Source organism: Sinorhizobium sp. BJ1 (assembly GCF_002531555.1).
Classification (GTDB): domain Bacteria; phylum Pseudomonadota; class Alphaproteobacteria; order Rhizobiales; family Rhizobiaceae; genus Sinorhizobium; species Sinorhizobium fredii_B.
Genome location: NZ_NWTH01000026.1, coordinates 24,169 through 46,805 on the forward strand (window position 1 = coordinate 24,169; position 22,637 = coordinate 46,805).

Here is a 22,637-nt window from a genome sequence, read left to right on the forward strand (position 1 = left end):
TTCGGACGGCCCATGCAAGAATTCGTTTCCACAAACGTGCCGGCTCACGTCGCCATCATCATGGACGGCAACGGTCGTTGGGCGAACGCGCGTGGATTGCCCCGGACGATGGGCCACCGCAAGGGCGTCGAGGCCGTACGCGGTGCGGTCAAGACGGCTGCCGAGCTCGGCATCCGCTATCTGACGCTCTTCGCGTTTTCCTCGGAGAACTGGAGCAGGCCGGAAGACGAGGTCAGCGACCTCATGGGCTTGCTCAAGGCGTTTATTCGGCGGGATCTCGCGGATCTTCATCGCGAGAACGTCCGTATCCGCGTCATCGGCGATCGCGCTAATTTGAGCGGCGACATCCTGCCGCTCTTGATCGAGGCCGAGGAGACGACGAGCGGCAACACCGGGATCACATTGGTGATCGCCTTCAACTACGGCGCACGCGACGAACTGGCGAGAGCGATGCGGCGTCTCGCAGAAGAGGTGGCCGCCGGCCGCCTTCGTCCGGACGATATTACCGCCGGCCGGATCGCGGCGACGCTCGACACCGCAGGCATACCCGACCCGGATCTCATTCTTCGAACGAGCGGCGAGGAGCGCCTTTCCAACTTTCTGCTTTGGCAGGGGGCCTATTCCGAATTGCTGTTCATTCCCGAACTTTGGCCGGACTTCACGCGCGATACATTCATCGCCGCCATCGAGAAATACGCCTCCCGCGAACGCCGATTCGGCGGGCTGCCGCAACCGACTCTGGCGGTCGGGTCCTGATGCAGAGAGAACTCAAGCTGCGCATTGCATCGGGCCTCGTGCTCGCGGCGATAACACTCGGCGCCACCTGGGCGGGCGGCTTCGCCTTCCAGCTTCTGTCTGTCGCAATCGGCCTGCTCGTCTACTACGAATGGTCGATGATCACGAAGCTTGCCGAGCGGGATTTCCAGGGCAATGCCGTGGGCTGGCTTGCGCAGGTCGTCATCGCCGCCCTGGTGCTGATGGACTACATGCCCTACAGCCTGCCGGTGCTCGGCGGCAGCTTGGTCCTTTCGGGTCTCTGGGTGTTGCTCAAGAAGACGAGTTGGTGGCTGCCGGCTGGTGTCGCCTATGCCGGACTGACGAGCATATCGCTGGCGGCCATCCGTGGTGCGGATTACCTGGGCCTCATTGCCATGCTCTTCGTGTTCGCCGTCGTCTGGGGAACGGATATCTTCGCCTATTTCGTCGGGCGGGCGGTCGGCGGTCCGAAACTGGCCCCTGCGATTTCGCCCGGCAAGACTTGGTCGGGGGCGATCGGTGGCGCGGTTTGCGGTGTTCTCGCGGGCGTCGCAGTCTTCATGGCGCATTTCTCGCTCGACGAGGTGCGTCTCCCGGTCGTGGCGCTGTTGCTCTCTGTTGCCAGCCAGATCGGGGACCTTTTCGAATCCTTCGTGAAGCGCCGCTTCGGCGTCAAGGATTCCGGCCGACTGATCCCTGGACACGGCGGCGTCATGGACCGAGTTGACGGGTTGATTTTCGCCAGTGTCGCGGCGCTGCTTCTGGTCCTGGTTCAGCTCCTGCTTGGTGGCGGAAGGAACGAGAACTTCGCTTCCGTCCTGTTGGGACTGTAACCAGGAAGCCTCACGCTTTTGTCATCACATCCGGGGCTGCTGCATAGTTTCTTAAACACCACTAGAAATCAGCGTAAGATCGCGCGGCAATCCGAAGTCTGACGGCGGCGACAACAGCGGATGCGATAGGAATCGATATGAGCCTTCTGCTTGACAATCTGCAATACACCATTCCCACCTTCCTGTTCCTCCTGACACTGCTGGTCTTCGTCCATGAAATGGGGCACTACCTCGTAGGTCGCTGGTCCGGCATTCGCATCGTCGCCTTCTCCGTCGGCTTCGGCCCGGAACTCTTCGGCTGGACGGATCGCCTCGGAACGAGATGGAAGTTCTGTGCAATTCCGCTTGGCGGCTATGTGAAGTTCTTCGGCGACGAGGATGCGGCAAGCACGCCCGACTACCGGCGGCTGGAAACGATAAAACCGGAAGAGCGCGCCCGGACCTTCCTCGGCGCCAAGCTGTGGAAGCGGGCGGCAACTGTCGCGGCCGGGCCGATCGCCAACTTTCTCCTGGCGATTGCGATCTTTGCCGTCCTCTTTTCGATCTACGGCCGGGCCGTCGCCGATCCGGTGGTGGCATTCGTGGCACCTGGCAGTGCAGCCGAAAAGGCCGGCGTCCTGCCGGGCGACAGGTTGATTTCGATCGACGGCAAGCGGATCGCCACCTTCGACGACGTTCGCCGTTACGTCAGTGTTCGCCCGGAATTGCCGATCAAGGTGCGTATCGATCGTGCCGGCGCGGTCGTCGACCTCGACATGGTGCCGCAACGCACCGAATCGGTCGACCCGCTCGGCAACAAGGTCGAGGAAGGAAAGATCGGCATCGGTACGAATCAAGAGGCCGGCAATTTCCGCGTCGAGACCTATGGTCCCCTCGAGGCGGTCGGGCAGGGGGCGTTGCAGAGCTGGCGGATCGTCACCGGTACGTTCGATTATTTATCGAATTTGTTCGTCGGCCGGATGAACGCCGACCAGGTGGGCGGACCGATCCGCATCGCACAAATGTCCGGACAGATGGCAAAACTCGGCATTGCCGAAGTGCTCAACTTTGCCGCGGTCCTCTCGGTTTCGATAGGATTGCTTAACCTCATGCCGGTTCCGGTTCTTGATGGCGGCCATCTCATGTTCTATGCGGTCGAGGCGCTGCGCGGCAAACCGGTCGGCCCGGCGGCCCAGGAGCTCGCGTTCCGGATCGGCTTTGCCATGGTGCTGATGCTCACCGTCTTTGCCGCCTGGAACGACATCAACTGGCTGTTCGGTTAGCATTGCGGGCGCGAATGAGGGGATCCGAACTTTCAGGAAAGCTGTGAACGAGCGAGTTTCACAAGCTTGCTTTGCAACGATTTGTTTACGATAACGCAACGCCGTAGTGGCTGTTAAGCCACGGTTCGAATTGAAGTAAACAGAAATTAACGAGCTGGCTTGCTTGTATGGGAAAAGCGGGTAAAACGGCAACCGTGACCGGAGTCGGTACGAAATTGCCGCGGGACGTTGGAAAAAGGTAAGAATTGCAATGAAAGCTGGTTCAAGGTTTTTGAACGCGGTGTCGGCGTTTGCGCTGTCGGCAAGCATGGTTGCGACAGGAACCGGTGCGGCGCTGGTTGCGAGCGCGTCGGTCGCACAAGCCGCGGTCATCAACCGTGTTGAAGTGCGTGGTGCCACGCGTGTCAGCCCGGAAACCGTTCGCGCGAACATAACTATTGTCCCCGGCAGGACCTTCAGCAACGCGGATATCGACGCTTCGGTGAAGCGCCTTTATGCAACCGGCTATTTCTCCGATGTCAGCATCAGCGTATCCGGCGGCACGCTCGTCGTGAACGTCAGCGAGAATCAGCTCGTCAACCAGGTCGTCTTCAACGGTAACCGCAAGATCAAGGACGATAAGCTCCAGGGTGTCGTCCGCACGCAGCCGCTCGGTCCCTACAGCGAAGCAACGGTCGAGACCGATATCCAGGCCATCAAGGATGCCTATGCCGCCATCGGCCGCAGCGACGTCACCGTGACGACGCAGGTCGTTCCGATCGCCGAAGGCCGCGTCAACCTCGCCTTCGTCATCAACGAAGGCGAGCGCACGAAGATCACGCAGATCAATTTCGTAGGCAACGAGGCCTACAGTGACGGTCGCCTGCAGTCGGTGATTGCGACCAAGGAGTCCGGAATCTTTTCGTTCCTGACACGCAAGGACGTCTACAACCCCGATAAGCTCCGCGCCGACGAAGAACTGCTCCGCCAGTTCTACTACAATCGCGGCTTTGCCGACTTCCGTATCATTTCGTCCGAAGCGACGCTCAACGAGGCGTCCAACGAATACACGGTGACGATCACCGTCGAGGAAGGGCCGCGCTACGACTTCGGCGCGATCAATGTCGAATCGACCGTCGAAGGCGTCAATGCCGAGGAGTTGAAGGGCCTCGTTCAGAGCCATCAAGGTTCGGTCTACAAGGCCAAGGACATCCAGGACACGATGAGCGCGATCTCCAAGCGTGTCGCCTCGGCGGGCTATCCCTTCGCCCGCGTGACGCCGCGCGGCAACCGCGACCTCGCCAACCACACGATCGCCGTCGACTATCTCGTCGACCAGGGCGAGCGTGCCTATGTCGAGCGCATCGAGATCCGCGGCAATACCCGCACGCGCGATTATGTCATTCGTCGCGAATTCGATGTCGGCGAAGGCGACGCCTTCAACCAGGAAATGATCGCGCGCGCCAAGCGCCGGCTTGAAGCCCTCGGTTATTTCTCGACAGTCAACATCACGACCGAGCCGGGCAGCGCGGCTGACCGCGTCGTCGTCGTTGTCGACGTGCAGGACCAGTCGACGGGCTCGTTCGGCATCGGCGCCGGCTATGCGGCCGGCAGCGGCGGCGGCTTCCTCGTCGAGGCCTCGATCGAGGAAAAGAATTTCCTTGGTCGCGGTCAATATATCCGCTTGGCCGCCGGCAAGGGCGAAGACAGCCAGACCTACAATGTCTCGTTCACGGAACCGTATTTCCTCGGCTACCGACTGGCTGCGGGCTTCGACCTCTTCAAGAACGAGCACGACTACGACGACGATCACTACAGCTACAACGACCAGGGCTTCAGCCTGCGCGTTACGGCGCCGATCACCGAGAACCTGTCGACGACGCTGCGTTACAACTACACAGAGCTTGAATATTTCGGCGATCAGGACGAACTGTCGTCGCCTTACGACCGCGTGATCGACGGCAGCCCCTGGACGCGTTCGTCCGTATCGCAGTCAGTCACCTACAACACGCTGGATGACGCGCAACTGCCGCACGAGGGTATCCTCGCATCGGTGACGCAGGAGTTCGCCGGCCTTGGCGGCACGTCCGATTTCTACAAGCTTACAGGTAAGGCCAAGTGGTATTACACGGTGAACGACGAAGCGGACATCATTGCCTCGCTCGCCGGTAGCGCCGGGCACCTGTTCAAGACCTCGGGTTCGATGGAAGTCTTCGACCAGTTCCAACTGGGCAGCAACGACATTCGCGGCTTCGAGCGCAACGGTATCGGTCCGCGCGCCAACAATGGCGATGCGCTGGGCGGCACGACCTATTTCACCGCCTCGGCCGAGGCGTCGTTCCCGCTGCCAGGCATTCCGCGTGACAGCGGCTTCCGCGGTGCCTTCTTCGTTGATGCGGGCACGCTGTATGGCAACGACGTAGCGCTGACCGGAGCGGGCGAATTCGCCCGCGGTACTGACGCCTCCTTGCGCGCTTCCGTCGGTGTCAGCCTGATCTGGGCTTCGCCGTTCGGTCCGCTTCGCGTCGATTACGCAGTGCCGGTTGCGAAGGAAGACTTCGACGAGATCCAGAACTTCAAGTTTGGTATCAACTCGTCGTTCTGATAAGTGCAGTCCAGAACTGCCAATAAATCGTTCTGGAGTGTCCATGGAACAGAACTGGTTTTTTCCGCCCCATCAAGGGATTCGTCTGGGTGACCTCGCGCATCGGATTGGGGCGGAACTCACTGACGCCAGCGTGGCCGATCATGCCATCCGCACGGTGGCGCCGGTCTATCGCGCCAAGCCCGGCGACGTTTGCTACATGCTGTCGCGCAAGAGCCGGGATGAGTTGGAGACCTGCCAAGCCTCCGCGATCATCTGCGACAAGGCGATCGCATCGATCGTTCCAAGTCATATTCCCGTTCTCCTGACCCAGAAGCCGCATACCGCATTCGCGCTCGCCGGCGCGTTGCTGCATGAGGAGGCGTTGCGTCCATCGTACAACACGAGCGGGCGGGGCATAGCGCCCGGAGCCTTTGTCGACCCGACGGCCCGTCTCGAGCCTGGGGTCGAGGTGGAGCCGACGGCGGTCGTCGGCGCAGGTGCCGAGATCGGCAGCGGCACGCGGATCGCCGCCGGTGCGGTCATCGGGCCGCAAGTTCGGATCGGCAGGGACTGCACGATCTCGGCTGGCGCCAGCATCCTGTGTGCGCTGATCGGCAACAATGTGATCATTCATCCGGGCGCGCGCATCGGCCAGGACGGCTTTGGCTATGCGCCTGGGCCCAAGGGCGGAATGATCAAGATCGTTCAGGTCGGCCGCGTGATCATCCAGGATCATGTGGAAATTGGTGCCAATACGACGGTCGATCGTGGCACGATGGACGATACGGTGATCGGCGAAGGCACGAAGATCGACAATCTCGTCCAGATCGGTCACAACGTCCGCATCGGCCGCTATTGCGGCATCGTCAGCCAGGTCGGCATCGCCGGCAGCGCGCGCATCGGCGATGGCGTGATGATCGGCGGCAATGCCGGCGTCAACGGACATACCACGATTGGAGATGGAGCGCAGATCGCCGCGATGAGCGGTGTGGCGAGCGATGTGCCTGCGGGCGAGCGATACGGCGGAATTCCGGCGCGGCCGATGAGGGACTTCCTGCGGGAGATCGCGGAAATCGCCCTGCGATCGAGCGAAAGGCATAAGAAAAAGGGTGGCAAGGATGAATGACGCTGCGACAGTTCTCGGTACGGCGGATCTTCAAGAGATACTCAGACTTCTTCCTCACCGCTATCCGTTCCTGCTCGTCGACCGGATCATCGAGATCGATGCCGACAATTCGGCGATCGGCATCAAGAACGTGACGGCGAACGAGCCGCATTTCACCGGCCATTTCCCGGAAAAGCCGATCATGCCGGGCGTGCTGCTGATCGAGGGCATGGCCCAGACGGCGGGCGCCATCTGTGCACGCAAGTCGGGCATCGGCAGCAACCTCGTCTACTTCATGACGATAGACAACGCGCGGTTCCGCAAGCCCGTGGTGCCAGGCGATCGGGTCGAGTTCCACGTCACGAAGCAGAAGCAGCGGGGCAATATCTGGAAATTTCACTGCGACGCGAAAGTTGACGGGCAACTTGTCGCGGAAGCTGATATCGGCGCGATGATTGTCAGCAAGGAAGATGCCTGAAAATGATTGCATCAAGTGCCAAGGTCCACCCGGCGTCGGTTGTCGAAGAGGGCGCGGCGATCGGCGAGAACGTCAAGGTCGGCCCGTTCTGCCACATCGGGCCGAATGTCGTTCTGGGCGACGACATTGAACTCCTGAGCCATGTGGTCGTGATCGGGCGCACGACGATCGGCAAGGGAACGAAGATCTTCCCTGGCGCGGTGATAGGCGGCGATTCTCAAAGCGTGCATCACAGCGCCGTCGACACGACGCTTGTGATCGGTGAGAAATGCACGATCCGCGAAGGCGTGACGATGAATACCGGCACTGTCGAACATGGCGGGGCGACCATCGTCGGCGACAACAATCTGTTTCTCGCCTATTCGCATGTGGCGCATGATTGCCAGCTCGGAAACAATATCATCCTGTCGAACAACGTGATGCTTGCCGGTCATGTGACCGTCGAGGACCGCGCTATTCTCGGCGGCGGCTCGGCCGTTCATCAGTTCACCCGCGTCGGCAAGAATGCCTTCATCGGCGGACTGTCGGCTGTCAGCTACGACGTCATTCCCTATGGCATGCTGAACGGCAATCCCGGCGTGCTGAGCGGTCTCAATGTCGTCGGCATGACGCGCGCCGGCATCGATCGTCAGGTCATCCACGCGGTGCGTCGCTGCTACAAACAGATTTTCGAGGGCCCGGAATCGATCCGTGCCAACGCGGCTGCGATCCGCAACGAATATCTCGACTGCCCGCCGGCATTGGAGATTCTCGATTTCATTGCCGCGGAAAGCGACCGCGCGCTGTCGTCGCCCAATCGCGGCGGTAAGGGTTGAGGCCCATGGCCGCTCCGCGCCTGCCGGCTACCGGCGGCAGGCTTGCCATTATCGCCGGCGCCGGCGCGCTTCCCCACCACGTCGCAGAGGCGGCCCGCAGACAGGGGGAAGATCCGTTCATCATTGCGCTTTCGCGGGAGGCCGATGCCGACTGGAGTGGATTCGACCACTCCACTCTGGCCATTGGCGATTTCGCGGCGATCAGCCGAACGTTCGCGACGGAGGGGATTGATCGAGTCGTGCTTTCCGGCGCAGTTCGTCGGCGGCCGGATTGGCGTGACATTCGTCCGACACTGAGAACGCTTGCAAAAGTACCGAGCGTCCTGCGGACGCTGGTCTCAGGCGGCGACGATGCCGTCTTGCGCATGGCCATGGAGCTTATCGAAGCAAGCGGCGCCCGAGTGATCGGCGCTCACGAAGTTGTTCCCGACCTGCTTGCGGATGCAGGTCCTGTTGGAGAGCATGCGCCGACGGATGAGGATCGACGCGACGTCGAGGCGGGCATTGCTGCCGCCGACGCGCTGGGGGCGCTAGATATCGGGCAGGGGGCAGTCGCGGTCGGGGGCAGAGTGGTGGCGCTTGAGGGCGCCGAGGGAACGGACGCAATGCTGGCGCGGGTCGCCGAATTGAAGGCGGATGGCCGCGTATCGAGCCGTCGTCGCGGGGTTCTTGTCAAGCTCTGCAAGCCGCAACAGGACGAGCGCGCAGATCTGCCGTCGATCGGGCCTTCGACCGTGGCGGGTGCCGCGGCGGCGGGGCTCGCCGGCATAGCGGTCGAGGCGGGGCGCGCACTCGTCCTCGAACGGTCGACGGTAATCGAGACGGCGAATGGATGCGGACTCTTTGTTCTGGGGATCGAGCGGAATGCTCGGGAGCGGCCGCGATGACAGAGCAGACGTACCGGCTGGCGATCATCGCCGGGGAGGTTTCCGGAGACCTGCTCGGCGCCGATCTGGTGCGTGCGCTGCAGGCACGGGTCGACGGGCCGATTGAACTCGTCGGCGTCGGTGGCGATGCGCTGGAGGCCGAGGGCCTCGTCTCCCTGTTCGATTATTCCGAACTGTCGATCATGGGCTTCTCGCAGGTCCTGGCGCGCCTGCCGAAGCTGCTCATGCGCATCCGGCAGACGGCTCGAGCCATCGTGGCGACGTGTCCGGATGCCCTCGTGATTATCGATAGCCCCGATTTTACCCATCGCGTCGCCCGGCAGGTGCGCGCCGCCCTGCCGAACATGCCGATCATCGACTATGTCTGTCCGAGCGTCTGGGCCTGGAAGCCGGAGCGGGCGCCGCGGATGCTCGGCTATGTCGATCATGTACTTGCCGTCCTGCCCTTCGAGCCAGAGGTGATGGCGAAGCTCGGCGGTCCGCCGACCACCTATGTCGGCCACCGGCTGGCGTCGGACGCCAACCTGCTCGCGGTTCGGGAACACCGGCGTCGGAGACAGCAGATGAATCCGGGGGACGAAACCAAGACCTGTCTGCTGCTCCCTGGCTCGCGTGCCGGCGAGGTCAGCCGCCTGCTGCCGATGTTCGGTGAAGTCGTTTTGGAAATTGCGGCACGCAACCCCGGCACGCGTTTCCTGTTGCCGACCGTGCCACGCCAGGAACGGCGCGTGCGCGAATTGACGACATCCTGGAAGGTCCAGCCGGAGATAACCGTTGATTCGGAGATGAAGTGGCGTGCCTTCAGTGAGGCGGACGCGGCGATTGCCGCGTCGGGCACGGTGATTCTCGAATTGGCCCTGGCAGGCGTTCCGGTTGTTTCGACCTATCGGGCGGACTGGCTCGTCACGCTTCTCCACGAAAAGATCCGCATCTGGACGGCGGCACTGCCGAACCTCATCGCCGATTTTCCGGTCGTTCCCGAATATTTCAACAAGGCCATTCGGCCAGGGACGCTGGTTCGTTGGTTCGAGAGGCTGTCGGTCGAAACGCCGCAGCGCGCCGCCATGCTCGATGGCTTCGCGATCGTGCAACAGCGCATGACGACAGAGCGTCCGCCGGGCGAAGAAGCGGCTGAGATCGTTCTCGGCTATCTCCAAAGCAAAAAGCCCGGCCATTCCTGACCGGGCTTTTTCGCTGCGATCAGCGCTTGGAGAGCGGCACGTAATCGCGCAGCGGTGCGCCGACATACAGCTGGCGCGGCCGACCGATGCGCTGTTCCGGATCCTCGATCATCTCGTTCCACTGGGCGATCCAGCCGACCGTGCGGGCAAGCGCGAAGAGAACGGTGAACATCGTGGTGGGGAAGCCCAGCGCCTTCAGCGTAATACCGGAATAGAAGTCGATGTTCGGGTAGAGCTTCTTCTCAATGAAGTACTCGTCCGTCAGTGCGATGCGCTCGAGCTCCATCGCTACTTCGAGGAGCGGGTCGTCCTTGTGACCGAGTTCGGCCAGCACCTCATGCGTCGTCTTCTGCATGATCTTCGCACGCGGATCATAGTTCTTGTAGACGCGGTGACCGAAGCCCATCAGGCGGAACGGGTCGTTCTTGTCCTTGGCCCTGGTGATAAATTCCGGAATGCGATCGACGCTGCCGATCTCGGCGAGCATGTTGAGGGCCGCCTCGTTGGCGCCGCCGTGAGCGGGACCCCACAGGCAGGCAATGCCGGCAGCGATACAGGCGAACGGATTGGCGCCCGACGAGCCGGCAAGGCGAACGGTCGAGGTCGAGGCGTTCTGCTCATGGTCGGCGTGCAGGATGAAGATGCGATCCATCGCGCGCGACAGGACCGGATTGACGACATAGTCCTCGCAGGGCACGGCAAAGCACATGCGCAGGAAGTTCGAGGCGTAGTCGAGGTCGTTCTTCGGATAAATGAAGGGCTGGCCGATATGGTACTTGTAGGCCATTGCCGCAATCGTCGGCATCTTGGCGATCATGCGCAGCGAGGCGACCATGCGCTGATGCGGGTCAGTGATGTCGGTCGAGTCATGATAGAAGGCCGACAGCGCCCCGACGCAGCCGCACATGACGGCCATCGGGTGGGCGTCGCGACGGAAGCCGGTGAAGAACCGCGACATCTGCTCGTGAATCATGGTGTGATGCGTCACGCGATAGTCGAAGTCGTCCTTCTGCGCCTTGGTCGGCAGCTCGCCGTAAAGCAGAAGATAGCAGACTTCGAGGAAGTCACCGTGATCGGCAAGCTGCTCGATCGGGTAGCCACGGTGCAGCAATACGCCCTCGTCGCCGTCGATATAGGTGATCTTGGATTCACACGATGCCGTCGACGTGAAGCCAGGATCGTAGGTGAACATCTTGGTCTGCTTGTAGAGCGAGCCGATGTCGACCACGTCCGGACCGATGGAGCCCGATCGTACCGGGAGGTCCGCTGTTTTTCCATCGATAGAGATCGTCGCGTTTGTTCCTGACATGGGGCCCTCCGTCTAGTGGCGCTGTGGCACGTCGTCCAGTGCCACCAAATTAAGCGTTGCGATTTTGCTATATGATTTACTTTCGACTGCCAAGCTGTACGAAAGGCAAATTGTGCGATGCGAAAATGTGCATATGGCGGCGCAACAATCGTATGCTATGGCAATATATCCGCAAAGATCAATGATCGCTAATCTGGCGGGGCAGCCTTATCCTCGAAGTTCTGCCTATTTTTTCGGCAGCTAGTCTTCCGATTGCAATACGTTTCCTTTGGTTGCAGGATCGATGCGGGCAGCCTGAGGGACAGAGCGGAACGAAATGCAGGAGGGGCAGGGACAGGCAGCGATGCGCGACACGGAACGTAGCGCATGGCGTCTCTCCGGCCCCGAGGTCGTCCTTCAGACTGCCGAACTCCCGCAGATCAAGGCAGGTCAACCTCCCTCGGCGAGGCTCGATCGCCGCTTTTCTGCCGGCCGGCTCCGATCTGCGGCGGGCTCCATAGCTGGTCCTCTGCGCTCAGCGCTGCTCGAGGAAGATGATTTCGGCCATGGTTTCGTGTTGATCCCGGTGCTTCTCGCGCTTGGCGCCATTCTGTGGTTTTCGCTGCCAGAGACCGTCGGTATTGCTAAACTCGCAGCGCTGCTTTGCATTTTCGGCATATCTGCATCGCTGTGCAGGGGAAAAATGCGTGCGTGGCGGCCGCTGGCGCTCGCGCCAACTCTCCTGGCAGCCGGCATGCTGCTCGCCGCGCTCGAGACGCGCCGTGTCGATACTGTTATCCTCGATGGTCCGGTGACGACGAACCTGCGCGGGACGGTGCTATGGCGTCAGCCGGACGACAAGGGGCGATGGCGCTACCTGGTCGAGATCGTCCGGACGTCCGGGCCGAAGCTTCGCAGGCCCCCCGAGCAGGCGACGCTTTTGGCACGCAGTCGCCACGAACCCTTCCCCATTGGCTCGAGTATCAAGGGCCGGGTTCGTCTCTCGCCGCCCTCCGGTCCGGCGCTGCCGGGCCTCAACGATTTCACGTTAGATGCCTATTTCAAAGGCGTGGGCGCCGTCGGTTTCTTCTACGGTGCGCCGCGCAGGGCGGAGGATAGCGCCGATCTCCCCCTCTCATTGCAGGCGAGCGCCCGCCTGGCGGCGTTGCGCGAAGCGGTCGGCAATCGGATTCGCTCGGCGATCGGCGGGGATACCGGCGCCATCGCTGCCGCACTGGTCACCGGCGAGGAACGCGCCATCAGTCGCGAAACCGTCGAGACGTTGCGGGCCGCCGGGCTTTCGCACGTGCTTGCGATCTCCGGGCTCAACATGGTACTGGCAGCCGGCACCTTCCTCATCGGCGCGCGAACGCTGCTGAGCCTGGTCCCCGGCCTTGCGGCGAAGCGGCCGATCAAGAAATATGCAGCGTCGGGCGCGCTGCTGATGGTTTTCCTCTACATCCTGATTTCCGGCGGCGCGGTGTCGGCCCTCAGATCCTGGATCATGATCTCGATCATGCTCGTCGCCGTCCTTTTCGACCGCGTCTCGATCAGCCTGCGCAATGTCGCGCTTGCCGCGCTCATCATCATCGTGTGGTCGCCCTCGGCAGTCGCCGGTCCCGGCTTTCAGATGTCCTTTGCTGCGACCCTGGCGCTCGTGGCCGGCTACGCCCGCTGGCGCGACCATCGGCTGCGGAACGCGGAGGCCAAGACGTCTCGACTGAGCCTCGGCCAAGTCTCCGGTCCGGTCGTCGCCACCGTCGCGACATCGCTGATAGGCGGCCTGGCCACTGCCGTCTATGCCGCAGCGCATTTCCACCGCCTGCCGGCATACGGCCTGCTGGCGAATGTGCTCACGACCCCGTTGATCGGCATTTTCATCATGCCGTTCGGCCTCTTTGCCATGCTGCTCATGCCCTTTGGGCTCGAATCTTACCCATTGATGGTGATGGGGCAGGGGCTGGATTGGATGCTTGCCGTCGCGCGCTATGTAGCGGCGCTCGATGGTGAGTGGGTCACCGGTCGGATCGGCGTCACAGGCTTTTTCCTGCTCGCTTTCGGCGGCGTGTTGCTCTGCGTGCTGAGGACCCGTCTCGCTTCCGCCGGTGCCGCACTGATCCTTCTGGGCGGGTCATCCATCGCGCTGGAACGCCAGGCGGAACGACCCTCGATCACGATATCCGAGGACGGCCAGTTAGTCGGTCTGATCTCCGGCGACGCGATCGCTACCAACAAGGCACGGCCGCCGGAGTTCATCTTCTCGCAATGGCAACGGGCGCTTGCCCTCGACAACCATACCGCGCCAGTCGAGACGTCCGCCTCAGGCCAGGCCCCTAAGAACGGTGTCGACCGCCCCGCGCGGAATGGCGCAGGCTCGCAACAGATCGATAGCGTGGCGAGTGCCGCCAAGGCGACGACGGCCCTGGCTGCCGCGAAGCCAGGAGCCTTTTCTTGCCGCAAGGACGAATGGTGCGTCGGCCGCAGCCGAGAAGGCTGGACGGTTGCCGTGGTCGATGCGCCGGATATCTTCGCCGTCCTGTGCGGCCGCGTCGATCTGCTGGTCGCGGCAACGCGGCGGACGTTGCCGACCTGTTCGTCAGATAAGTCACTGGTCGTGACGGGCAGGACATTACGGCAGACCGGTGCGGTCGAGATTTATGTTAGTGCGGCTGTTAGTGCGGCGCGGCCTGCGCGCTTTCGCATTGTGACGTCGTTTCCATCGACGCAGAGGCCTTGGCAGCAGCATCGCCGCTATGACTGGCGCAGCGACACTTTTGCCTCGCAACAGGCGGCATACTAGTGCATGTCGCCCAAAAGTGTGCAGCGGTATTGGGATGACGACATGCACGCAAACAGATCCTAAAGCGCGCCGCACGAATACGTTCGAATGCGGCGCGATTTAGGAAGTACCGCGGCGCGCCGTTCCGTTTCGGCGTTGCCCCGCCGTTATTCCTGATTATTATACTCCAGAAATCCTTGTCATCGGAGCCTGGTTTGTCGTAAAGAGCGGCGACCTGTTGAGATTGATCTGCCTGACGCGCCGACGTCGATCGGAAAGCGCGCGAAATTGTGAGGAACGAGATGTCGAATCGGAGCCGACCGACCTTGAACATGTTGCTGGCGGCTACGCTTGCCATTTTCCTTTCGGGTCCGGCTGTGGTCGTAGCCCAGACGGCACCATCGGCGCCGGTCGGGCAGCAGACCGCCGCTCCGGCTGCGGCGGAGAGCAATCCGGCTCCCGTAACGACGCCGTTGCCAGCCGAAGGCGTCGTCGGAAGCGCCCCCATCCTTCCGCACGACCTGTCGCCGGTCGGCATGTTCCTCGCAGCGGACGTGGTCGTCAAAAGCGTGATGATATCTCTTGCTTTGGCCTCGGTGGTCACTTGGGCGATTTTCTTCGTCAAAACGCTGGAGCTTGCCTTTGCGAAATCGCGGATGAAGCGCGCGGCTCGCGTGCTCAGTGCAGCAAAGGGTCTGGCCGAGGTGGAACTCGACCGCAAGACTGGAGCGGCTGCCGAGATGGTCGCTGCTGCAATCGACGAGATCACCCGTTCCGAGGCGGTGCTGGATCAAGCGCCGGTAGCAGGCGTCAAGGAACGTGTCGCCTCGCTGCTCGCGCGCATCGAGATCCGCGCCGGCAAAAGGATGAGCGCAGGCACCGGCATTCTCGCATCGATCGGCTCGGTCGGTCCCTTCGTCGGCCTGTTCGGCACAGTCTGGGGGATCATGAACTCCTTCATCGGCATCAGCAAGGCGCAGACCACCAATCTGGCGATCGTCGCGCCCGGCATCGCCGAGGCCCTGCTGGCGACCGCCATCGGGCTTGTCGCGGCCATCCCGGCCGTGGTGATCTACAATTACTTCGCCCGCTCGGTCGGAGGGTACAAGCTGATCCTGGCGGATGCCGCCGCCGCGGTTGAAAGGCTCGTCAGCCGCGATCTCGACCATCGTCATATCCGCAAGACGCAGCCGCGCCGGCAGGATGGTTACGGCCATGGTGCCGATGCGTCGATCGCCAGGATCGGGTGAGGGTCATGGCGGGAAGAATATCCGAAGGCAGCGGCGATCTCGACGAGAACAGCGATATCAATGTCACGCCGTTCATCGACGTGATGCTGGTTCTCTTGATCATCTTCATGGTGGCGGCGCCCCTGGCGACGGTCGACATGAAGGTCGACTTGCCGCAATCGGTCGCCAGGCCGACGCCACGCGACGACAAGCCGGTGTTCGTGACGTTGAAGGCGGACCTCTCACTCGCGATCGGCAATGAGGAGACGGGACGCGACGCCTTTGTGGCAGAACTCGACCGGCTTACGAACGGAAACAAGGAAACCCGCGTCCTGCTTCGCGCCGACCGGCTGGTCGACTACGGCGAGTTGATGGCGGTCATGAACCTCATACAGGGAGCGGGCTACGCCAAGATAGCGCTCGTCGGGCTCGAGGCTGCTCCGGGGCGCTGACGGCTCTCGCCTTGTCAACCGTCGTCAATCCGATCGCATCGAGCCGCCAGCCTTGCCCGCTGGCGGCTTCGCTTTTTGCGGGCTGAATGCCGCGGTCGCTTGAAACCGGCGGTGTGGCGAATTATGAGCTTAGGAAGAGGCTGTCACGCAGCCAGGCTAAGATCGCGCGGGGTGCCGGGTCGGCGGCGCCGCGTCCATTCGCACACGAGGCAGTATCATGAACTTCGAAGCAGCGCGCATTAAGATGGTGGACAATCAGATCCGAACGACGGATGTGACATCCCATTCGGTTCTGACTGCCTTCCTCTCGGTGCCACGCGAGGAATTCGTGCCAGCGAAGATGAAGGAACTGGCCTATATCGATACCGATATCGAGCTCACTGGCGGCACCGCCCCGCGCTACCTCATGGAGCCTTCTCCGCTGGCCAAATTGCTGCAGCTCGCTGAGATCAGCAAATCGGACAAGGTGCTCGAGATCGGTTCGGGGACCGGTTACGCTTCCGCGGTGCTGTCGCTCATCGCCGGCTCCGTCGTGGCGCTGGAGAATGATGAGTCGCTGGCCGGGTCAGCGACCGAGACGCTGGCGCGTCTCGACTATGGCAATGTTACGGTCGCGACTGGCGATCTCACCAAGGGACACGCTGCCGAAGCGCCCTATGACGTGATCTTCATCAACGGCGCGGTTGAAGTGATTCCCGCTTCCCTTTTCGAGCAGCTTCGAGACGGCGGCCGCCTGGTCGCCGTTGAAGGGTTTGGTAACGCATCGCGTGCGAAACTCTATGTACGCGAATCGGGCAGGACGTCCGAGCGATCCGATTTCAACACGTCGGTGAAGCCGCTGCCTGGCTTCCATCGCGCGCGGTCGTTCATTTTCTGAGGTGCCCCTTGTTGAGGCACCTCAGCATACGCATGTGAAGACCAAATCTGCAATGTTGCCAATCGGCAACGTACCATGTGTTTCTTTTTGAAATACCCCCCTCGTATGCAGTGCACGGTTGTCGTAAGTTCGAATCCGGGGTTCAAAGTGGAAAGAAGCGGTGATTTGCCCGCCGAGGGGTGGCTGGGCGGATCGTTGCATGGAATTGAACAGGCCGCCCATGAGGATTGGTCTGCTGGAAATTGCCGGGTGCGTGCCGCCTGGCTGAACGGAGGGAAGATGGTGTCGATTGTCCGCAAAGCAGCCTTGTGGGCGGCTGTCTCGACCAGCGTATTGCTTGCGCCGCACGCCGTGCTCGCTGAGACGATCTACGGGGCAATGGCCAAGGCCTATGCCAACAATCCGGATCTGAATGCCGCGCGTGCCGGCCTGCGTGCCACCGACGAAGGCGTTCCGATAGCCAAGTCCGGTTACCGCCCTCAAGTTGCAGCTTCGGCGACCGGCACGCTGACGCGCGTCGAAAGAGAGGACGGAACTTTCAACTTTCATGACGGGCAGGTCGGGATATCGATCACCCAGATGATCTTCGATGGATTTCAGACCCTGAACAACGTCAGGGCGGCGCAGTCAGACGTATTCTCCGGACGGGAGACGCTGAAGGCGAACGAGATCCAGATTCTTCTGTCGGCCGCCCAGTCCTATGCGAACATCGCCCGCGACCAGCAGATCGTCTCCATACGACGTCAGAACCTGGCCTTCCTCCGGGAGCAGTTGAATGCCGCTCAGGCTCGCCTCGATGTGGGCGAGGGGACCCGGACGGATGTGAGCCAGGCGCAGGCGGAACTCGCCAATGCGCAGTCGCTGCTGGTTTCGGCAGTTGCACAGTTGAAGCAGAGTGAGGCGGTCTATGTCCAGATCGTCGGTGCCGCTCCGACGGGCATCCGGCAGCCGAGGCCGGCTTCGAAGGGCATGCCGAGGTCTCTGGATCAGGCGGTAGCCACGAGCCTGAGGGAGAACCCGCAGATCATCGCCGCCCAGTACAACGTCGACTCGGCGGGCTTCCAGGTGAAATCGGCTGAAGGCACGATGCTGCCCGGTGTCGTTCTTCAGGGATCGGTCACGCGCAACACCGGCAATTCCGGCGGCGGCCTCGACGATACCACCGCGAGCGTTACTGCCCGTGTCGAGGTTCCGATTTACCAGGGTGGCGCTGAATACGGCCAGATTCGCCAGGCGAAGGAAGTTCTGGGTCAGCAGCGCATCCTCGTCGATTCCGCACGCGCCTCGGTGCAGCAGACGGTCGTTACGGCCCATGCCCAGCTCGAATCTGCCCTTGCCCGGATCACGGCCAGCAGGTCGCAGATTTCGGCCGCAAACCTCGCCCTGGAAGGCGTCATCGAAGAACGCAAGGTCGGCCAGCGCACGACGCTGGACGTGCTCGACGCGCAGCAGGACGTTCTGGATGCGCAGGAATCGCTCGCCGGCGCACAGCGCGATGCCGTCGTGGCGAGCTACGCGCTGCTCGCGGCCATGGGCAAGCTGACCGTCTCGGTTCAAGGTCTGCAAGTGGCCGAGTATCGCCCGGAACAGCATTACGAAGCCGTCAAGGATAAGTGGTTCGGCCTGCGTACGGTCGACGGACGCTGAGATTTCCACGCTTCGCTCTGCTTGAACCCGCTTCGGTTTAAGCAGAGGGCTCCTATTGTAACGAAGTATCGCGCGCCCATGGGTTATCATGGGCGCGCGATTTGCTTTCGTTGCTGTGGCGCCTGCTGAAAAAAACAAATCTGTGCAACAATTTCCTCAGCTGATTCGCGACATTTGTTTCGTTCGCGAACTCACATAAGGTTCGTTCGAAATCGGCACGCGGACAGCTTTTGACTCGCGCTCGTCCGCAGCAAACGAGGATGGAAATGGCACAGCTCAATGTCGCACGAGAACCTTCGATGGATGAGATCCTGGCATCCATTCGCAAGATCATCGAGAACAACGAGCCTGGTCTTGCCGGCGCCTCTGCACTGCAAAACTTCGAGGAAGGTACGGACGACGAGATCGAATTGACGATCGACTCTGAAATCGATGCTGCGGTATTCGATTCATCCGACCACCATGCCTCTTCTCGCATCTCGTCATCGGGCGCCGAGCCGACCTATAGCGGCGCCGGCGCGGCGGCTGCATCCTCTTCGCCGCCGCTTTCGCTTGCCGATGTGGCGGCACGCGTGCGAGCGGCCTCCGAGCGGCATGCATCGCATTACGGCGCCAAGGAGCCGACAAACCCGGAGCCAGCAGGTCCGGTCGAGGACAGCCCGCTGATCACTTCGCGAATGGCGGCAGTGTCGTTTGCGAAAGCGCCTTCGGCCGCCGCCGAACAGGCGCCCGAAGGCGCTTCGTCGCGCATCCTTGCCGAAGAGCCTGCGCCGGTGGCCGCCGTGCCAGCGGCTCCATCGTACCCGCCCGCTCCGGAAGCGGCTGCAGAGAATGAGATGACCGGCGGCGCGATCGTTTCACCGGCCGTGAGCCGTCAGGTGGCGCGTGCTTTTGACGATCTGGCGCATGCGGTGGACCGGGGGCCGAGGCGCTCTTTCGACGAAATTGCCGAAGCCATGCTTCGCCCGATGCTGCAGGAATGGCTCGACGACAATTTGCCGACGCTGGTCGAGCGATTGGTTCGCGAAGAAATCGAACGGGTCGCACGCGGCCCCCGTCGCTGAGCTGTTACGCGCTCAAGATAGCGGCGGGACGCAAGTCCGAGATTCTATCCGGTAGAGCAGTTCAGACGCAAGCCGCTGCCAGACACTCGCGATTCGACAAGATAAAACCGTAATCGTCGCGGCTTTTTCCCGTGTGTGTTGACTTGCCCAGGCCGTTCCGGTTTACAAAACGCAGACATCAATCTCCAAAATTGGTCAAAAAATGCTCGATAAGACCTACGATTCCGCATCCGTCGATCCGCGTATTTCCAAGACGTGGGACGATGAAAACGCGTTTCGTGCCGGCGCCGGCGCAAATCCGGGTGCCGAGACCTTCTGCATCGTGATTCCGCCGCCGAATGTTACCGGCTCCCTGCACATGGGCCATGCGCTCAACAACACGCTGCAGGATGTCATGGTGCGCTTCGAACGCATGCGCGGGAAGGATGTGCTCTGGCAGCCGGGCATGGACCATGCCGGCATTGCCACGCAGATGGTCGTCGAGCGGCAGCTCGCACAGCGCAAGCTGCCGGGGCGCCACGAGATGGGACGCGAGGCCTTCATCGAGAAGGTCTGGGAATGGAAGGCCGAATCCGGGGGGCTGATCTTCAATCAGTTGAAGCGGCTCGGCGCCTCCTGCGACTGGTCGCGCGAGCGCTTCACCATGGACGAGGGGCTGTCCGAAGCGGTCATCGAGGTCTTCGTCAGCCTTTACAAGGAAGGGCTGATCTACCGCGACACCCGTCTGGTCAACTGGGATCCGAAACTGCAGACGGCAATCTCGGACATCGAGGTCGAGCAGGTCGAGGTCAACGGCCATCTCTGGCATCTGCGCTATCCGCTCGAAGAGGGCGTCACCTATCAGCATCCGGTCGCCTTCGACGAAGACGGCAACGCCACCGAGTGGGAAACCCGCGACTACCTGGTCGTTGCCACCACGCGCCCGGAAACGATGCTTGGCGACACGGGTGTAGCGGTGCATCCGGACGACCCGCGCTACAAGGGGATCGTCGGCAAGCACGTCATCCTGCCGATCGTCGGGCGCCGCATACCGATCGTCGCCGATGAATATCCGGACCCGACGACTGGGACCGGTGCGGTGAAGATGACGCCGGCACACGACTTCAACGATTTCGACGTCGGCAAGCGCAGGGGGCTTCGTCAGGTCAGCGTACTGACGCCCGACGGACGGATCTCGATCAAGAACAATGAGGACTTCCTCGAGGGCTTGGATCACCCGGCAGCGCTCCACGGTGCCTGGGACCAGATCGAGGGCAAGGACAGGTTCGAGGCGCGCCGGCTGATCGTCGAGATCCTCGAGGCCGCGGGTCTCGTCGACCATATAGAGCCGCACAAGCACACGGTGCCGCACGGTGATCGCGGCGGCGTGCCGATCGAGCCTCGCCTGACCGAGCAGTGGTATGTCGACGCAAAGACGCTGGCCAAGCCAGCCATTGCCTCTGTCAGGGAAGGGCGCACGGCCTTCGTTCCCAAGAATTGGGAAAAGACCTACTTCGAGTGGATGGAGAATATCCAGCCCTGGTGCATTTCGCGTCAGCTCTGGTGGGGCCATCAGATCCCCGCCTGGTACGGCCCGGACGGTCAGGTCTTCGTCGAGAAGACGGAGGAAGAGGCGCTGCACGCGGCGATTCAGCATTACCTGGCGCATGAAGGACCGATGAAGGCCTATGTCGAGGACCTGCTCGAGAACTTCAAGCCGGGTGAAATCCTGACGCGCGACGAGGATGTGCTGGATACCTGGTTCTCGTCCGCCCTCTGGCCCTTTTCGACGCTCGGCTGGCCGAAGGAGACGCCGGAGCTCGAAAAATACTACGAGACCGATGTGCTGGTTACCGGTTTCGACATCATCTTCTTCTGGGTCGCCCGGATGATGATGATGGGCCTGCACTTCATGAAGGACGCCGATGGAACGCCGGTCGAGCCGTTCCACACCGTCTACGTCCATGCGCTCGTTCGCGACAAGAACGGGCAGAAGATGTCGAAGTCGAAGGGCAACGTCATCGATCCGCTCGAACTGATCGACGAATACGGTGCCGACGCGCTGCGTTTCACATTGGCGATCATGGCGGCCCAGGGCCGCGACGTGAAGCTCGATCCCGCCCGCATCGCCGGTTACCGCAACTTCGGCACCAAGCTCTGGAACGCCACGCGCTTTGCCGAGATGAACGGCGCCACGAGCAGCGACGGCTTCATTCCGGAAGCCGCCTCGCTGACGGTGAACCGTTGGATCCTGACCGAGCTGTCGCGCACGATCCGCGACGTCACGGAAGCGATCGAGGGATATCGGTTCAACGACGCGGCCGGAAGTCTCTACCGCTTCATATGGAACCAGTTCTGCGACTGGTACCTCGAACTGTTGAAGCCTGTCTTCAGCGGCGAGGACGAGGCCGCCAAGCGCGAATCGCAGGCCTGCGTCGCCTACGTTCTGGATGAAACCTACAAGCTGCTGCATCCCTTCATGCCCTTCATGACCGAGGAGCTTTGGGAAAAGACCGCCGGTCCGGGACGCGATCGGGCGACGCTTCTGTGCCACGCCGAATGGCCGGGGGCCTTTTACGCGGATGATCTGGCCGCGGACGAGATCAACTGGCTGATCGATCTCGTCTCCGGGATTCGCTCGGTGCGGGCGGAAATGAACGTTCCGCCCGCGGCAATGGCGCCGCTGGTGATCGTCGGCGCCAAGGGCTTGACGGGCGAGCGGCTCGATCGGCATGCCTCCGCGATCAAGCGGCTGGCAAGGGTGGAGAGCATCGAGCACGCGGCGGCGGCGCCGCGCGGCAGCGCCCAGATCGTCATAGGCGAGGCGACGGCATGCCTTCCGCTCGGCAGCCTCATCGATCTCACAGCCGAAAAATCTCGCCTAGAGAAGGCAATCGCCAAGGTCGAGGTCGAGCGCGAGAGAATTCTCGGCAAACTTGCCAACGAAAAATTCGTCGCGAACGCAAAACCCGAACTGGTCGAAGCGGAACGGGAGCGATTGGCAGAACTCACCCTGCAGAAGGACTCGCTTGGAGTCGCTCTAAGCCGCGTCTCGGAAGCAGGTTAGCCTTCTTCGTGCTAGGATGAAGACGCGAATCCGCGGCAGAAATGCCGCGGATTTTTGTTCGTCGCAGTGCAACTGCGAATCGGTCCGCTCCGGGCGATCAATGGGACAATTACACGCATGGGTTTTGATGAGACCTTTTCCAAGGGGCCTTATCCGGGCTGCTTTGCAAAAAGCAATGTTGTTGTCGTGACGTCACACATTGCTGGTTTGTTAGAATTCTTTTTTAAACTGGGGAGAGTTCATACTGAAAGTGGGAAATGCATTTCGTGTACTTGGGAATATGGCCGAATCGTGAAATTCTTACGTAAATTTGATGACCGAATCTGTCGGGTTCAGGCCCCGCGCCGCGAATTGCCAATCACCGGATCGTGA

Annotated in this window: 17 protein-coding genes; 16 read left to right on the forward strand and 1 reads right to left on the reverse strand. The window is 61.7% G+C overall.

All coding sequences use genetic code 11. The features are described 5' to 3' along the window. Window positions 1–12 precede the first annotated feature (12 nt). From CO676_RS25730 to lpxB, 9 genes are all read left to right on the forward strand, one after another. Window positions 13–756 (forward strand): isoprenyl transferase, encoded by a 744-nt coding sequence (locus CO676_RS25730; protein WP_097523166.1) that lies wholly within the window; start codon window positions 13–15, stop codon window positions 754–756. Next, complete coding sequence (locus tag CO676_RS25735; RefSeq protein WP_097523167.1) at window positions 756–1,589, forward strand: phosphatidate cytidylyltransferase; 834 nt, start codon at window positions 756–758, stop codon at window positions 1,587–1,589. The genes CO676_RS25730 and CO676_RS25735 overlap by 1 nt, the downstream gene beginning before the upstream one ends. Window positions 1,590–1,726: 137 nt before the next feature. Next, window positions 1,727–2,851: an RIP metalloprotease RseP gene (rseP, locus tag CO676_RS25740; protein WP_014764240.1), complete on the forward strand. Its 1,125-nt coding sequence runs from the start codon at window positions 1,727–1,729 to the stop codon at window positions 2,849–2,851. A gap of 250 nt (window positions 2,852–3,101) precedes the next feature. After that, window positions 3,102–5,435, forward strand: coding sequence for an outer membrane protein assembly factor BamA (gene bamA / locus CO676_RS25745; protein WP_014764241.1), 2,334 nt, complete (start codon window positions 3,102–3,104; stop codon window positions 5,433–5,435). 43 nt (window positions 5,436–5,478) lie between these two features. Beyond that, window positions 5,479–6,543 carry a UDP-3-O-(3-hydroxymyristoyl)glucosamine N-acyltransferase gene (gene lpxD, locus CO676_RS25750; RefSeq protein ID WP_097523168.1) on the forward strand — a complete coding sequence of 355 codons (1,065 nt, stop codon included), beginning with the start codon at window positions 5,479–5,481 and terminating at the stop codon, window positions 6,541–6,543. Next, window positions 6,536–7,000, forward strand: coding sequence for a 3-hydroxyacyl-ACP dehydratase FabZ (gene fabZ, locus CO676_RS25755; protein ID WP_014764243.1), 465 nt, complete (start codon window positions 6,536–6,538; stop codon window positions 6,998–7,000). The genes lpxD and fabZ overlap by 8 nt, the downstream gene beginning before the upstream one ends. Beyond that, on the forward strand, window positions 6,997–7,815 hold the full coding sequence (gene lpxA, locus CO676_RS25760) for an acyl-ACP--UDP-N-acetylglucosamine O-acyltransferase (protein WP_179875650.1): 819 nt from the start codon (window positions 6,997–6,999) through the stop codon (window positions 7,813–7,815). The genes fabZ and lpxA overlap by 4 nt, the downstream gene beginning before the upstream one ends. A 5-nt stretch (window positions 7,816–7,820) precedes the next feature. After that, on the forward strand, window positions 7,821–8,702 hold the full coding sequence (locus CO676_RS25765; RefSeq protein ID WP_097523170.1) for an LpxI family protein: 882 nt from the start codon (window positions 7,821–7,823) through the stop codon (window positions 8,700–8,702). Next, window positions 8,699–9,883, forward strand: coding sequence for a lipid-A-disaccharide synthase (gene lpxB / locus CO676_RS25770; protein WP_097523171.1), 1,185 nt, complete (start codon window positions 8,699–8,701; stop codon window positions 9,881–9,883). The genes CO676_RS25765 and lpxB overlap by 4 nt, the downstream gene beginning before the upstream one ends. A 19-nt stretch (window positions 9,884–9,902) precedes the next feature. Here the strand turns inward: lpxB and gltA are convergent, their stop codons facing one another. Next, window positions 9,903–11,192, reverse strand: a complete 1,290-nt coding sequence (gene gltA, locus CO676_RS25775; RefSeq protein WP_014764247.1) for a citrate synthase — start codon at window positions 11,190–11,192, stop codon at window positions 9,903–9,905. Window positions 11,193–11,508: 316 nt separating this feature from the next. Between gltA and CO676_RS25780 the strand changes: the two genes are divergently transcribed. From CO676_RS25780 to CO676_RS25810, 7 genes are all read left to right on the forward strand, one after another. After that, complete coding sequence (locus CO676_RS25780) at window positions 11,509–13,971, forward strand: ComEC/Rec2 family competence protein (protein ID WP_097523172.1); 2,463 nt, start codon at window positions 11,509–11,511, stop codon at window positions 13,969–13,971. A 281-nt stretch (window positions 13,972–14,252) separates the two neighbouring features. Beyond that, on the forward strand, window positions 14,253–15,200 hold the full coding sequence (gene exbB, locus CO676_RS25785; protein ID WP_097523173.1) for a tonB-system energizer ExbB: 948 nt from the start codon (window positions 14,253–14,255) through the stop codon (window positions 15,198–15,200). Between the two features lie 5 nt (window positions 15,201–15,205). Further along, the gene (exbD, locus tag CO676_RS25790) at window positions 15,206–15,631 is read left to right on the forward strand and encodes a TonB system transport protein ExbD (protein WP_097523174.1); all 426 of its coding nucleotides are present in this window, start codon (window positions 15,206–15,208) and stop codon (window positions 15,629–15,631) included. Window positions 15,632–15,848: 217 nt separating this feature from the next. Beyond that, window positions 15,849–16,508, forward strand: coding sequence for a protein-L-isoaspartate O-methyltransferase (locus CO676_RS25795; RefSeq protein ID WP_097523175.1), 660 nt, complete (start codon window positions 15,849–15,851; stop codon window positions 16,506–16,508). A 279-nt stretch (window positions 16,509–16,787) separates the two neighbouring features. After that, window positions 16,788–18,155 (forward strand): outer membrane channel protein TolC, encoded by a 1,368-nt coding sequence (gene tolC, locus CO676_RS25800; protein ID WP_097523207.1) that lies wholly within the window; start codon window positions 16,788–16,790, stop codon window positions 18,153–18,155. A 266-nt stretch (window positions 18,156–18,421) separates the two neighbouring features. Next, complete coding sequence (locus tag CO676_RS25805; RefSeq protein ID WP_097523176.1) at window positions 18,422–19,219, forward strand: PopZ family protein; 798 nt, start codon at window positions 18,422–18,424, stop codon at window positions 19,217–19,219. 202 nt (window positions 19,220–19,421) lie between these two features. Then, complete coding sequence (locus tag CO676_RS25810; RefSeq protein ID WP_097523177.1) at window positions 19,422–22,265, forward strand: valine--tRNA ligase; 2,844 nt, start codon at window positions 19,422–19,424, stop codon at window positions 22,263–22,265. Window positions 22,266–22,637: the final 372 nt, after the last annotated feature.